17 protein-coding genes and 2 pseudogenes are annotated in these 13,402 nt (G+C 31.5%); all 19 read right to left on the bottom strand.

All coding sequences use genetic code 11. The features are described from left to right. Positions 1–5: 5 nt before the first annotated feature. On the bottom strand, positions 6–272 hold the full coding sequence (locus SR62_RS02980; protein ID WP_002804244.1) for a hypothetical protein: 267 nt from the start codon (positions 270–272) through the stop codon (positions 6–8). A gap of 2 nt (positions 273–274) precedes the next feature. After that, positions 275–835, bottom strand: coding sequence for a hypothetical protein (locus SR62_RS02975; RefSeq protein WP_002790730.1), 561 nt, complete (start codon positions 833–835; stop codon positions 275–277). A gap of 58 nt (positions 836–893) precedes the next feature. Beyond that, on the bottom strand, positions 894–1,160 hold the full coding sequence (locus SR62_RS02970; RefSeq protein ID WP_002779704.1) for a hypothetical protein: 267 nt from the start codon (positions 1,158–1,160) through the stop codon (positions 894–896). Between the two features lie 4 nt (positions 1,161–1,164). After that, positions 1,165–1,722 (bottom strand): hypothetical protein, encoded by a 558-nt coding sequence (locus SR62_RS02965; protein WP_021034318.1) that lies wholly within the window; start codon positions 1,720–1,722, stop codon positions 1,165–1,167. Beyond that, positions 1,719–2,231 (bottom strand): hypothetical protein, encoded by a 513-nt coding sequence (locus tag SR62_RS02960; protein WP_002779702.1) that lies wholly within the window; start codon positions 2,229–2,231, stop codon positions 1,719–1,721. Before SR62_RS02960 ends, SR62_RS02965 begins: the two co-directional genes overlap by 4 nt. Then, on the bottom strand, positions 2,228–2,626 hold the full coding sequence (locus tag SR62_RS02955; RefSeq protein WP_002790713.1) for a hypothetical protein: 399 nt from the start codon (positions 2,624–2,626) through the stop codon (positions 2,228–2,230). The genes SR62_RS02960 and SR62_RS02955 overlap by 4 nt, the downstream gene beginning before the upstream one ends. 141 nt (positions 2,627–2,767) lie before the next feature. Beyond that, complete coding sequence (locus SR62_RS02950; RefSeq protein ID WP_002790442.1) at positions 2,768–3,073, bottom strand: hypothetical protein; 306 nt, start codon at positions 3,071–3,073, stop codon at positions 2,768–2,770. A gap of 351 nt (positions 3,074–3,424) precedes the next feature. After that, positions 3,425–3,976: pseudogene (locus SR62_RS02935) on the bottom strand (repa); the annotation flags it as partial. A gap of 387 nt (positions 3,977–4,363) precedes the next feature. Further along, complete coding sequence (aph(3')-IIIa, locus tag SR62_RS02925) at positions 4,364–5,158, bottom strand: aminoglycoside O-phosphotransferase APH(3')-IIIa (RefSeq protein WP_001096887.1); 795 nt, start codon at positions 5,156–5,158, stop codon at positions 4,364–4,366. A gap of 83 nt (positions 5,159–5,241) precedes the next feature. Beyond that, on the bottom strand, positions 5,242–6,525 hold the full coding sequence (locus SR62_RS02920) for an RNA-guided endonuclease InsQ/TnpB family protein (RefSeq protein WP_187106213.1): 1,284 nt from the start codon (positions 6,523–6,525) through the stop codon (positions 5,242–5,244). A gap of 80 nt (positions 6,526–6,605) precedes the next feature. After that, positions 6,606–7,499 (bottom strand): aminoglycoside O-phosphotransferase APH(2'')-If, encoded by an 894-nt coding sequence (locus SR62_RS02915; RefSeq protein WP_021424053.1) that lies wholly within the window; start codon positions 7,497–7,499, stop codon positions 6,606–6,608. Beyond that, entirely contained in the window at positions 7,499–7,888 is a 390-nt protein-coding gene (locus SR62_RS02910; protein ID WP_032512193.1) for a GNAT family N-acetyltransferase, read from the bottom strand. Before SR62_RS02910 ends, SR62_RS02915 begins: the two co-directional genes overlap by 1 nt. A 46-nt stretch (positions 7,889–7,934) precedes the next feature. After that, positions 7,935–8,195 (bottom strand): annotated as a pseudogene (locus tag SR62_RS02905) (AAA family ATPase); the annotation flags it as partial. 199 nt (positions 8,196–8,394) lie between these two features. Continuing rightward, positions 8,395–9,171, bottom strand: coding sequence for an aminoglycoside nucleotidyltransferase ANT(9) (gene ant(9) / locus SR62_RS02900; protein ID WP_052084611.1), 777 nt, complete (start codon positions 9,169–9,171; stop codon positions 8,395–8,397). 24 nt (positions 9,172–9,195) lie between these two features. Further along, the gene (locus tag SR62_RS02895) at positions 9,196–9,966 is read right to left on the bottom strand and encodes a nucleoside phosphorylase (protein WP_057033214.1); all 771 of its coding nucleotides are present in this window, start codon (positions 9,964–9,966) and stop codon (positions 9,196–9,198) included. 248 nt (positions 9,967–10,214) lie between these two features. Continuing rightward, positions 10,215–10,712 carry a nucleotidyltransferase domain-containing protein gene (locus tag SR62_RS02890; protein WP_009247521.1) on the bottom strand — a complete coding sequence of 166 codons (498 nt, stop codon included), beginning with the start codon at positions 10,710–10,712 and terminating at the stop codon, positions 10,215–10,217. A gap of 226 nt (positions 10,713–10,938) precedes the next feature. After that, complete coding sequence (locus tag SR62_RS02885; protein ID WP_187106212.1) at positions 10,939–12,231, bottom strand: RNA-guided endonuclease InsQ/TnpB family protein; 1,293 nt, start codon at positions 12,229–12,231, stop codon at positions 10,939–10,941. Beyond that, complete coding sequence (locus tag SR62_RS02880) at positions 12,218–12,856, bottom strand: IS607-like element ISChh1 family transposase (RefSeq protein ID WP_002782963.1); 639 nt, start codon at positions 12,854–12,856, stop codon at positions 12,218–12,220. Before SR62_RS02880 ends, SR62_RS02885 begins: the two co-directional genes overlap by 14 nt. A gap of 159 nt (positions 12,857–13,015) precedes the next feature. Beyond that, a complete protein-coding gene (locus SR62_RS02875) occupies positions 13,016–13,198 on the bottom strand; it encodes a hypothetical protein (RefSeq protein WP_002779753.1) in 183 nt (60 codons plus the stop codon). Between the last annotated feature and the right edge of the window lie 204 nt (positions 13,199–13,402).

The raw sequence follows: 13,402 nt of genomic DNA, 5'->3' as shown, positions 1-13,402 counted from the left end.
CATTTTTAACTATTAATATTTAAAGCTCGTGCCTCTTTTAAGATTAATTTTCTTATATAAGTACCATATTCACTTACTAAATCTAAATCCATTAATTTTTTCAAAATTTCCATTTCTTGTTCATTAAGTCTGCAAACTACTAAATTGTCTCTTCTTAGTTTTTGATCTATAGTTTTTCTTCCAGCTGACTTTTTATCAGCTTTACTATATGTTTTTTGAGAGCTTGTTTCAGAGTTTAAAGCTTCTGCTATTGTAAAGGGTTTTTTTTCCATTATTATTTATCCTTTCTAATAAAATCTAAAAGTCTTTGATACTCATTGAAAAAATTTGTATAACTTAATCTTGAAAGATTGTTTTCATTATAAAGTTCAGTAAAAGAAGCTCCACTACTCATAGAATTTTCAATTATCTTTGAAAATTTAAAGAAAAAGAGATTTAAATCTGTAAAATTGCTTTCAAGAGTTTCACAAATTTGCCTTTTCTCTTTCTCATCTCTATAATCTGTAACCAAGATACAAACTCTATCATCATTACCTATTTCATTTAAAGTTTCCAATGTTCTAAGTAAAGAATTGTAATTACTCGTGCAAGGAATAATAATCTTATTACTTTCTTTAATAATATCTAATACCCCTTTTTCTACAAAACCACCAAAATCATAAACGCAATTATCTATTTTTTTTGGAGTCGGTAAAATTTTTGCTTTTTCAGGATAAATCTTTTCTATAATAGAATTGTCATTGCTTTGTAAAAAATATTCCAGATCTTTAGCAATTGAAAAAGCAAAAGGAGTTTTTCCAACACCACCTTTTTTATTTACAACAGATATTATCATAAAAAAACCTTTTTTATATTTTTGTATAATATTATATACTAATATTTATTAATAAGAACTAAAAATAAATATTAGTTATTTTCGATTTAATATTTTCATAAACATCTTTTTCAATTTCTCTATCTTCTTTATGGTTAATTGCAACTTTATACCATTCTTTGTAGCATTTTTCACAATAACAGCTATATAAAACACAAATCATATATCCATCATTGCTTAATCTTCTATTACAACTATCGCAAATGCCATAACCTCCAATTTTTAAAATTTCTTGTTTATTTAGTCTTAAGATTTTAAATTCTTTATTATTATCCATCTCTAGCATTTTATTACTCTCCTATCTTTTTCAAGATTAGCTCTTGATTTGTTTTTAAAATATTTCTTCTCTCTTTCTCTTTCTGCATTTCTTCTAATTCTTTTGCTATTTTCTTTTTAAAAAGATTAATGTAATATTTTTTGATTTTATCTATGAGTTCCTCATTAATTCTGCCTTTTTCATAATAAGAATTACATTTTAACAAAGCAAAAGTTTTGTATTCTAAAACATTAATTCCATCATAGTATTCCTGAAGCTTTAAAAGATCATCTTCTAATTCTTTTCTCAAAGAGTTGTTAAGTTTACTGATAAAATTATCATCATAATCCACTTCTTTTGCACACTTTTTTTCACCAATTAAATGAATAGTTAGCAAAAACCCGTTCACTAGAAAAAAACTAGATACAAAATAAGCATAGCAATTTTCTTCTTCTATAAAATAGGATAAAAATAGTGCAATAGCGATAGTTGAAAACAAGGCAAAAATTAACATAAGGATATTAACAACACGATTTATTCTCAAAAACAAAATTTTATCCACAATCTTTTTTGACAAATTTACTACTCTCATTTATCCTCCTTTAATATTTCTTTGCAACCTTCCTCATTACATCTTAACTCAAAAAAGGTATCGTTTTCTTTGTTTTGCAAAACAACTTCAATGTGTTTATCGCCATAAACAGCCATTACAAATCCATATTTGTTTTCATCAAAGCTTTTAATCTCTTTTCCTTTTAAATAAATAGAAATCTTTTTATCATTTTTTAATACAAGTCCTTGATCCGAAAAGAATTTAATATTTATTTCATTTTGAAAAGTAAAAAAGGCAATAAGCATTAAAAGAAAAATAGAACTTATCGATACAAAAATAATATTTGCTGTAGCAAATAGAGTTTCAAGCTCGGTTTTATTCTCGTTAGAATCATTCAAAATTCTTTTTATATTAATAACACCAAAATAAATAAGTGCAATTCCAAGAATAAAAGATAAGATACCAAAATCATCTTTAACACTACTAAATAAAAACCATAAGCCTGATAAAAAACATATTGCGTATGCTACTATTGTAATTTTTTTCATCTTTGATTTACACTCCATGAAAGACCATTAATAATGATTAAAAATATAAAATAAGAGCCATAAAGGTTTTTTAAACTTATATCAATATTAAAAATATAAAAAACCGCGACAAATATAGGCATTATAAATAATGAGAGAGATAAAACATTAGATAATCCCCAAACAGCACAAATAGCTATAGTAAATACTATTAAAAGAGTTGTAATTGGAAAAAATACTATATTATCTTCGCCTACAAAATTTGCAAAATTACCACATATGAAATCTAAATTAGAAAAAATAAATTTTACAAATTCCCAAATTTCATTTTTAAAAATGCAAATTAAAGCGATAATTGCTATAAAAATTGCATAAGAAAATATTTCTTTTTTAGTTATTTTTTTTTCATAAATCATTTTTGCTCCTCATCTTTTGTAAAAATTTTTATATATAATTATATAATATTATTTATTAAAATTAAATTAAATTAATTAATATATATTTACATTTATTAATGTTATACATTTATTAATCTTATAGTAGATATAGAGTGTTTTTCAAATATCAGTTTTTATAAAATCTTTTTCATTTATTCCATAATATTGCAATTCTTTTTCATATTCTGCATTTTGAAAAAAATCAATTATTGGTTTTTCGCAAAAATACACATTAATCAATCTTTTTTCTTTTTCATTGATTATCCTAATATATTGAAAATTTTTCTCTAAAAAAAATTTATCATTTTCTCCTATAATAGCATTTTCGTAAAGATACTTTATTAAACCCTGTGCAAAATCATTATCTCTTTTATTTGAAAAATTTTCATTATAGTTTTTTATCACTTTTTCTAAGCTAGAACGCATAAAAAACCTTTCTATTTTTTCTCGAGCAATTAGGACATTTGAAAATAAATTTTTCATTCGGCTGAAACTCAACATAAATCTTTTCTCCGCATTTTTTGCACTCGATTTCTGTGCATAAAATCATAGAATGATTTTTGATTTTATCATTGAGCAAATATGAATACATAGTATTTTTCAAACTTATTCCTTTTGACTTATTTTAGTTGTAGTTCTTAAAATCTTCCCTATTATTATTGTAGGTATATCCCAAAGAGTATAATGGCTTTATAATGTATATATCGTTTTTCTTACACTCTTCCATCATTTGATTATAAGTCATTTTTTTGGGATATATCTTGATTTCATTTTTTTCTAATATTTCAAAATACCATAAAAATAAATCATCTTTGGCTTCTTTATACCGTCTTTCACATCTGCCCGGCTGAAATGGTTGTCCTCGTCCTCGGTAAGGCTCTCTAAATGGTCCAGGAACGCATAGGCGTCTCTCCGTATCTTCTGCTCGGATATGCCACACTTCAAGCCATAAGAGCACAACGCCATAATAGAAAAGTAACGCCCTCCGGCTTTCACTTCCTCGGTTATTTTCCGTTTCCACCACTCATATAAAGCTTCGTTACATACCCACGTACCGCCCTGCTTCTTACTTTTCTGCTTCGGCTCTCCCTGCACGATCCGCTTCTCATACCATTCCGGGTACAGCTCCTTTGCTTCTTCCAGCGTAACGGTACTTTTTCTTCTCGGCTTCTCGTACAACGGAGCAAGGTCTACCTTACAGCTCGGTATGCTGGCTTTTATGTCCTCCAGCGTGTAACGGTTCTCTGACAGCTTATAGGCTTTTACTGGGAAATCTACACCCAGCTTCGACTGACTCCCCACACACCGGAAACCTTGATAAATTCCGGTTCGTGCAGTCTCGTGGCAAACAATAGACAATCACCTGCTGATCTTTTTCGCAGCTGATAACGAGGAAAATGTTCATGGTGTTATGCATCTTTACTCTGTTAATCCTGTTCAAATTTTATTCCTCCTCTGTGACTTCCATAAAAAGTATATCCTATGCGTTCTTAAGCTAGCTGCTGTTAGTGCTTCTCATTGCACCCTGGTTATAAAAGCCATACTCACAAACCTCTTCACCAAAACTCTTTACATCTCTAATATAGAACTCTATCTAGCGAACTTTTAGAAAAGATATAAAACATCAGAGTATGGACAGTTGCGGATGTACTTCAGAAAAGATTAGATGTCTAAAAAGCTTGTAGTTAAAGCTTTTTAGACATCTAAATCTAGGTACTAAAACAATTCATCCAGTAAAATATAATATTTTATTTTCTCCCAATCAGGCTTGATCCCCAGTAAGTCAAAAAATAGCTCGACATACTGTTCTTCCCCGATATCCTCCCTGATCGACCGGACGCAGAAGGCAATGTCATACCACTTGTCCGCCCTGCCGCTTCTCCCAAGATCAATAAAGCCACTTACTTTGCCATCTTTCACAAAGATGTTGCTGTCTCCCAGGTCGCCGTGGGAAAAGACAAGTTCCTCTTCGGGCTTTTCCGTCTTTAAAAAATCATACAGCTCGCGCGGATCTTTAAATGGAGTGTCTTCTTCCCAGTTTTCGCAATCCACATCGGCCAGATCGTTATTCAGTAAGTAATCCAATTCGGCTAAGCGGCTGTCTAAGCTATTCGTATAGGGACAATCCGATATGTCGATGGAGTGAAAGAGCCTGATGCACTCCGCATACAGCTCGATAATCTTTTCAGGGCTTTGTTCATCTTCATACTCTTCCGAGCAAAGGACGCCATCGGCCTCACTCATGAGCAGATTGCTCCAGCCATCATGCCGTTCAAAGTGCAGGACCTTTGGAACAGGCAGCTTTCCTTCCAGCCATAGCATCATGTCCTTTTCCCGTTCCACATCATAGGTGGTCCCTTTATACCGGCTGTCCGTCATTTTTAAATATAGGTTTTCATTTTCTCCCACCAGCTTATATACCTTAGCAGGAGACATTCCTTCCGTATCTTTTACGCAGCGGTATTTTTCGATCAGTTTTTTCAATTCCGGTGATATTCTCATTTTAGCCATTTATTATTTCCTTCCTCTTTTCTACAGTATTTAAAGATACCGTTCCTACAAACCTATAAAATCCTATAAATAGATACAAATATCTACAAACAAGATTTCTGTTGTATTCCTGTATCAACCTTGCTAGTTGCAATACGATTTATTGCTAAATCACTTTGCAGAGCCGTCAAGTCCTCAGGCGTAAATTCGGCTTGAACTAAGCCTATATTGTTTATTGCATATCGTTTTAAATTTAGACTTGCATTATAGTCTCTATCTATTGTAATTCCACAATTTTCGCATTGAAAAATGCGTTCGCTTAAAGTTAGAAATTCTTTTTTGTATCCACAGCAATGACAAGTCTTAGAGCTAGGATAAAATCTATCCGCTTCTATGACTTCATTGCCACGATATGCACTTTTATAAGCTAGCATTCTTTTAAATTCAAAGAAACTTACATCAGATATGCTTCTAGCAAGATTATGATTTTTCATCATTCCTTGCACATTAAGGGATTCCACACAAAAATATTTATAATGATTAGCTAAAATGCTTGTTAATTTGTGTAAAAAATCATTGCGCATATTTGCTATTTTTGTATGAATCTTTCTAAGCTTCAAGTTCTGCTTTAAGTAGTTGTTAGACTTTTTGGTTTTATCACCTTTGGCTTTTGGGTGTTGTTTTTTACTAAGTTGTCTGCTAACTCTTTTAAGCTTTCTTGTAAGCTTATTTAGTGGCTTAGGTGCATTTATACTTAAACCATTAGATAAACTTACAAAACTCTTTAATCCCATATCAATGCCTAGGATTCCACCTTTATTTTCTTTTATCTTATGTGTTTTTATAAACTCGTCTTGTGGAATCTCTACACTAAAAGAAGCGAAGTATTTATCACCTTTTTGAGAGATTGTAGCAGAGTTTATTTTACTATTAAAGCGTAGATTCTCACGCATTTTTACAAGTCCTAAATTTGGCACTTTTAGATATTTTTCATCTTTGATTATTGCTTGGTCTCCACCTATGTAATAAGAGCCGAAATTATCTTTCTTTTTCTTAAATTTTGGATAGCTTACTTTACCTTGTTTTAAATCTCTAAAAAATTTTTGAAATGCTAGATTTAGATTTAAAAAAGGCTGTTGCGTAGCATATTTACTTACTTCATAAGTAAAAGGAAATTGTTCTTTTTTTATAGCATTAAACTCTTTTTTAAGCTCTAAATGAGATTTTTTAATGCCTTGCTTATAGTATTCTTGCCATTTAGCGAGTCCCCAATTATAAGCAAGTCTAGCACAACCAAAGGCTTTTTTAAAATGAGTTTTAGCCTTATTGTTTGGCTTTAATTCTACCTTATGAGAAATGCTAATAAGTTCATTATTGTTCGCTGACATTTGCTACCACCATTTATAAAACTTTCTTTATTTTATCAACTTGTTCTTCTACTTCTTCCGGATAGTTTTTAACCATATCATCACTTCCTTAATTTTTCATCTTTGCGAGTTCTTATATAAATCTCTTTTCTACCTTTTTCTATAAAATCAGGTCTATTATTTTTAATACCATATACAATAGTTTCTATTGGATAATATTGTTCTACAACATCTTGATATTCCTTTGCTTTTGAAATATCAATATTTCCGTATAATCTTAATATATCTTCTCCAAAAGACACGCCAATTTCTTCTTCACTATCTTCTAGCAAATATATGAAATCACAGTATTCATCTATAATTCCAGAATCTCCAAAATCTATTACACCACATAATCTATTTTCATCATCAAGTAATAAATGATTACAACTAAAATCATTATGGCATAAGCATTTTTTACCATCAAATATAGTTGTACTATTTAATCTTTGCATAAATTCTTCTACATATTGTTTTTCAATATCAGTAAGACTATCATATATTGTTTCTTTAAGTAATTGATATTCTTCTAAAACATTTTGTTTATTGTCTATCGTATATGAACTTATTTCACTATAATCTAAATCGTGCATTTGTCTTAAAAACATAGCAATATCTTGCTTTAATAATTCTTGCTTTTCTTTTGATAAGGCAAAATATATTTCTGGTGTTAAAAAAGTTCCTTTAATTTCTTTATATCCTAAAATAGATAATTCTTCACTTATATATGAATATTCTATATTTGGTATTTTAATATTTGTATTTAATTTTTTGTTTAGAAAATCATATATTGCTTTTTCTTTTTCATACCCTTTTTTCTTATTAGCACTAAATTTGATTTTGAAAACATATTCATTATTTACAATGTATGCTTTGCTGTCATAACCCTCACCAATCAACTTTATACTATCAACAACTATATTGCATTTTTCTTCTATTATCTTTTTTATATCCATTAGTTTTTCTCCTTAAAATCATACACATAAATAATTTCATCATCTACTTTATTTATTCCTCCTGCTTTTTCATAACATTTACAAGCAGAAATATTGCTTCTATTCGTTATTAAATACATTTTATAACAATCAATAGTTTTAGCATAATCACGAGCAAATGATATTAAACCCGTTCCATAACCTTTGCCTTGATAATCAGGCATAACATCAATAGCGTCAAGATAGAATACTTTTCTTCCATCTGGTTTCAAAAGAATATATCCAAAAGCAAAACCTACTATCTTATTATTTATCTTTGCAATAAATCCAAAATCATTTTTATTATCTATAAATTTTTTTAAAACATCTACATTATATTTTGTATTTTCATCATCAACAAAATCTAACATAAGTCCCAAATCTTGTTCTTCTAATAATTTATATTCCATCTATCTCAACTCCATCTACAATTACATCATATCCGCCGCGGGCATAGCGCTTTGCAGCTTCTAAAAAGGCTTCAATGACAACTAAATTTTGTTCGTTGGACTCTGGTAAATGCGGCGGTATTGCTCCTTTGCTTAAATAATGAAAAAAGTCGTCTGTGTGCATATGTACAGACTTTTCCAAATCTGATTCTTTTGCAACAACAGATGCCGTTGTAGTTTTTCCTGTCCCCGGCGAACCTGTAATCACAATAATTCTTCCTTGATTCATCTACATTCTCCCTCGCAATTCAGATTTACCGCTCTCTTTCTGATTTTGGAGCGTTTCTTCTCTCAAGATTGAAATGGGCGGGAAGCCATTTTAGGGCTTTCCCGCCTTGATTGCCCATCAGCAAAGACGGGCGGGACTGTCAACGGCGGCGCATTTATGCGCCGTTCATCTTGACCGTTGATTGGCCCCGCTAACTTTGCTACTCTGTTCTAAGTAATTCCTCAATTTGTTTTTTCATATATTCTACAAGTGCCATCGCTTCCTTTTCTACTGTCTCCCATTCATCAGACAAATTTCCCAAATAAGCTTCCTTTGCCGTTGTTAGCAGGGGGGAAAATCTCTCCGGCAATTTTAAAATTACCCATTTTGCGGCAACATCTTTTGTCGTGATTTCTTCTGTTACTAAAGTAAACCACATTCGTGATAAGGTTAATAACACATTTCTTTCATCACCCTTAAAGCTGGAAATCAAACCAGGTAAAGAAAACCGAATTGCTTTTTTAATTTCGTGAAATGGGATAGCGGGAATAAGCTCTTTGCTTTCCGCCCCCTTCAAAGTTATGCTATTTTTTCTTGCTTGCCATAATAAAATCATTATATCTGGGTCATTGCAGGCTTGCGGATATTCTCCTGCTTCCATCTCTCCCCTTAGCCATTCACCATACATATACTGACATTTTGGCGGAAATTGCAACGGAACAATATCAGATTGATTGATAATAGTTACCTCTAAAGGTCTTTTTTCAATACAGCCTACGGAGCCAGAAATTTTCAATAATTGCTTTGTTAGATCTGCTCTGATTGAATTACTCAATTCTTGTTTAGTAATTATCAGTATATCTATATCACTATCTGGACGCAGCCCATTCATTGTTGCTGAACCATATAAATATATCCCCAATATTTGACCTTGTAATATGGTTTCTGCTATTGAAATAACTTGATTTACTTGTTGTGGAAATTCATTTATATTCATTGTAACTCCTATATGTATTTATTTTTACTCCTCAACAACTGATAAAACAGCGTCTAAGGCTAATTCTAAGGCTATGGATATATTTGTTTTTCCCCATTCTCTTTCTTGGTATTTATGAGGGTCTGCAAGAGTATCGGCTGAAAAAAGCAGCATAGCCCATGTAACTTTTCTAAATTTTGCACACGCCGCCAATGCGGAACATTCCATTTCTACTACTTGACATCCCTCTTCTTTCCGATACTGAACCATTTCTACTGTTTCTCGATAAAAACCGTCTGTTGTCCATGTTTTAACTTCCCAATATGGTATATTCTTTTGGCTTAAAGCAGATTCAATCGCATTTATACCAGCCTTTGAAATCTCTACTTCTCGGGAGGGAGGAAGATAATGGTAAGATGTTCCCTCATCTCTCAATGCAGAAACAGGTATCAAAAATCTATTTTCCGGGATGTCTTCCAATACGCCGCAGGAGCCGACGGAAATAATCTTTGTTACACCCCCTGCAATTAAATATTCTAAAACTTGGACGGCAGCAGCACTTCCCACAGGAGCCGGACATAGACATATTTTCTCCTGATTATAAAGACATTCATAAATAGGATATCGTCTTGTTGCACTTTCAAATTCATCTATCTGTATTCCATCATGGGTATGTGCATAATTTTCAACCTCGTCTCCTAAAAAAGCAAACACTGCTTTTGCAGGAAAACATTTTTTCCCATTTCCCGGCTGAAAAACAGCTTTTGATGCGGTATCGTACTCTAAAACAGGGTAGTCATGCTTTACTAATGGCATATTATTATCTCCAGGCTATTATTCTATTCCTACAAAGACTAACGCTTTTTGTTTAGGAATTATTCTCTGTAATGTTTCTCGTTCTTTTGATTATTTGATATATCCATATTATCCTGCCTATACGAGCTAATGTTATCATTTTGTTATCGGCATTGATAACACCTACTCGATAACTGTGGATAATAACTATATGTAGCATGTCAAATTATAAGCTATTTTGCTTAGAGATTCAACACAAAACTGAAATTTTACTTTTCCTTATATTCATCTGGTATTGCTATTTGAAATGTTTCACACAACAGCATCACATCATGCACATCATTTTTATCGTGTTCATATCCCAAATGAAGCATTACCTGACTCAATGGTTCAATACAAGAAACAGTTATATCTCCAACTTTTCCAATACCGGAAAAAGTTTTTGATGGAAATATATCTCCCTCATAAACAATTCCGTCATCTGTAAATTCAAAACAATGTAAATCAATGATTCTTTGTTTATCATCTTTCCAGACAGTATGACCATCCGTTGTATAATCAGTATTTACTTCCTCAAATCCATGCTGCTTAATCACATAAATATAATCATGATAATGTTTCAGTTCAACAAACAAATCAATATCATTGTGTATTCTTGATTCTCTTTTAAGAAGTGCATCAACACCCCATCCGCCATCTAAATATACTTTAATTTCGTTTTGCAAAGCATATTTTATAATTTCACATGCATCTTCTGTACGTACCATAATCTATCCTCCAAATTCAAATCTTTGTATGCTTTCCAACTCACTAAAAGCCTGAAATTTGTCAGTCTTTCATCCTTTTTGTTATCAATCACCAATTAGCTGTAATCCATTAGGATTTAGCTGATATATTTTATCGCACACCTCTTCAATATACTTTCTATCGTGAGAAATGCTAATGACAGCCGTTCTTACAAACCTATAAAATCCTATAAAAAGATATAAAACTCTATAAATAGGATTTTTGTTGTATTCCTGTTTCAACCTTGCTAGTTGCTATTTGATTTATTGCTAAATCATCTAGCAGAGCTGTCAAGTCCGCAGGCGTAAATTCGGCAAGAACTTTGCCTATTTTTTGCTTTAATTGTGAAAGTAAATTAAGACTAGCATTGTAGTCTCTATCAATGCTAATTCCACATTCATCGCAAATATAAACTCTATCTTTTAGAGCTAAATTTTCTTTTATAGTTCCACAATTAGAGCATAATTTAGAACTAGGATAAAATCTATCTACTTGATAGATTTCTTTATCGTTGTAGCTAGATTTATATTCTAGTTGCCTTTTAAACTCATAAAAACTTACATCGCTTATAGATTTAGCAAGTCTATGATTACTCATCATCCCTTTTACATTTAAATCCTCTAAGCAAAAATATTTAGCATTTGCTACCAAGCTAGAAGTAAGCTTGTGTAAAAAATCACTTCTTATATTTGCTATTTTACGATGCAATTTATTTAGCTTAATACTTGCTTTTAGATAATTGCTAGATTTTTTAATGCCTTGTAATGCTTCTTGCTTGGTTTTTGCGTGTTGCTTTTTGCTTAGCTGTCTAGCTCTTTTTATCATTAAGCGATTAAGCTTAGCTAATGGTTTAGGTGCTTTTATCTCTAAGCCATTAGATAAACTTAAAAACGATTTTAAGCCTACATCTATGCCAAGTGCTAGATTATTATTTTTAGCTTTATTATGAGTTTTTAGATACTCATCTTTACTGATTTGCATACTAAAAGAAACAAAGAATTTATCAGCACTTTGAGAAATAGTAAAAGAACTGATTTTACCATTAAATCTCAATTTCTCTTTCATTTTTACAAGTCCTAAATTTGGCACTTTTAGATATTTTTCATCTTTGATTATTGCTTGGTCTCCACCTATGTAGTAAGAGCCAAAGTTATCTCTTTTTTTCTTAAACTTTGGATAGCTTACTTTACCTTGTTTTAAATCTCTAAAAAATTTTTGAAATGCTAGATTTAGATTTAAAAAAGGCTGTTGCGTAGCATATTTACTTACTTCATAAACGAAAGGAAATTGTTCTTTTTTTATAACATTAAACTCTTTTTTAAGCTCTAAATGAGATTTTTTAATGCCTTGCTTATAGTATTCTTGCCATTTAGCGAGTCCCCAATTATAAGCAAGTCTAGCACAACCAAAGGCTTTTTTAAAATGAGTTTTAGCTTTATTATTTGGCTTTAACTCTATCTTATGAGAAATGCTAATAAGCTCATTATTATTTGCTGACATTTTCTACCACCACTTCTTGCATTTCATCTAAAAGTTTTTTATTTTTCTTTGAGCGTGAGCCATAAAGTCTAGCTGAAAATACTGTGATTATTTCCAACACATCTTTGGCTAATTCTTCTTCAAATTTTACGCTTTCTTCGCCTTTATTTATTATTATTACTTCTACTTCTTTGGCTTCACATATAGCAAATACTAGCTCAGCACCAAAGCGTAAAAGTCTGTCTTTGTGAGTTAAAACTAATCTTTTTACTTTGCCATCTAGAATTTGATTTAGCAATTTAGTTAAGCCTTTTTTATAATAATTCATACCAGAGCCTAAATCTTGTATAACTTCATAATTAAAGCCTTGTTTAGAACAATATAGCTCTAAGACTTGAACTTGCCTTATTAAATCATCTTTTTGGTCGTGGCTAGAAACACGAGCATAAGCAATAGTTTTTAAGCTATCTTTATTAAAAACTAGGTTTTTATTTATAGCTTTTAATGTTTCTAGCTTATACCTACGCTCTCCACCCTTAGTCATATCATCAGGTTTTAATAAGCCTTTTTTATCCCAATTTCTAAGAGTTTGGATAGTAACACCAAGAGCTTTACTAGCTTGACCGATTGATAATAATTTATTCATAGGACTATTTTAGCAAATTTTAAAAAATAAGTCAAGTAAAATCTATAAAATATTTATATAATTTTATAGATTTTTTTATAATTTACTTAGCAGTTATAAGCCCCGTACCCTCTTTCATTCATCAGCCGGATAAAGGTTTCCCGGCTGGTCGCTGTTTCCTTACAATCCAGCACCGCAAGGGCAATATCCTGCACATAGCTTTTGACCTTTCCCTGCTCTGCCTGTTTCAAAAGCTGGTAGGTGTCTTTGCTCCATGCCACCGTTTCTTCCCGGACTTCTCCAGCAAATGTCTTTCCTTTCTCCGGCACATGCAAGCCCTGTTCCCAGCTCTGCTCGTTGCACCGTTCCTTTAAGTCTTTAAGGTCGTGCTTACTCAGAGGGTAATTTAGGGTATAACAAAATAACCCACCCGAATATCGTTTTTTTTATTTGGTGAGTTTGTTCTTTCAAATACGAAACAAAAAGAGCCGATGATTCGTGAATTGTTCCACAATTTCATCGGCTCTGCGTCTTAAGCGTCTGGCTCTTTGATGACAGTTATCTTCA

Source organism: Campylobacter sp. 2014D-0258 (assembly GCF_008000495.1).
GTDB classification, from domain to species: domain Bacteria; phylum Campylobacterota; class Campylobacteria; order Campylobacterales; family Campylobacteraceae; genus Campylobacter_D; species Campylobacter_D jejuni.
This window is presented reverse-complemented; position numbering and strand designations above follow the sequence as displayed.

Excerpts from the sequence above, each read along its gene's own strand:
- SR62_RS02920 (WP_187106213.1), bottom strand. The coding sequence starts at position 6,525 with ATGTCAGCGAACAATAATGAACTTATTAGCATTTCTCATAAGGTAGAA.
- SR62_RS02915 (WP_021424053.1), bottom strand. The coding sequence starts at position 7,499 with ATGGATATAAAAAAGATAATAGAAGAAAAATGCAATATAGTTGTTGAT.
- SR62_RS02960 (WP_002779702.1), bottom strand. The coding sequence starts at position 2,231 with ATGAAAAAAATTACAATAGTAGCATACGCAATATGTTTTTTATCAGGC.
- SR62_RS02890 (WP_009247521.1), bottom strand. The coding sequence starts at position 10,712 with ATGGTACGTACAGAAGATGCATGTGAAATTATAAAATATGCTTTGCAA.
- SR62_RS02980 (WP_002804244.1), bottom strand. The coding sequence starts at position 272 with ATGGAAAAAAAACCCTTTACAATAGCAGAAGCTTTAAACTCTGAAACA.
- SR62_RS02970 (WP_002779704.1), bottom strand. The coding sequence starts at position 1,160 with ATGCTAGAGATGGATAATAATAAAGAATTTAAAATCTTAAGACTAAAT.
- SR62_RS02885 (WP_187106212.1), bottom strand. The coding sequence starts at position 12,231 with ATGTCAGCAAATAATAATGAGCTTATTAGCATTTCTCATAAGATAGAG.
- SR62_RS02880 (WP_002782963.1), bottom strand. The coding sequence starts at position 12,856 with ATGAATAAATTATTATCAATCGGTCAAGCTAGTAAAGCTCTTGGTGTT.
- SR62_RS02910 (WP_032512193.1), bottom strand. The coding sequence starts at position 7,888 with ATGTTAGATTTTGTTGATGATGAAAATACAAAATATAATGTAGATGTT.
- SR62_RS02975 (WP_002790730.1), bottom strand. The coding sequence starts at position 835 with ATGATAATATCTGTTGTAAATAAAAAAGGTGGTGTTGGAAAAACTCCT.
- SR62_RS02965 (WP_021034318.1), bottom strand. The coding sequence starts at position 1,722 with ATGAGAGTAGTAAATTTGTCAAAAAAGATTGTGGATAAAATTTTGTTT.
- SR62_RS02955 (WP_002790713.1), bottom strand. The coding sequence starts at position 2,626 with ATGATTTATGAAAAAAAAATAACTAAAAAAGAAATATTTTCTTATGCA.
- SR62_RS02950 (WP_002790442.1), bottom strand. The coding sequence starts at position 3,073 with ATGCGTTCTAGCTTAGAAAAAGTGATAAAAAACTATAATGAAAATTTT.
- SR62_RS02895 (WP_057033214.1), bottom strand. The coding sequence starts at position 9,966 with ATGCCATTAGTAAAGCATGACTACCCTGTTTTAGAGTACGATACCGCA.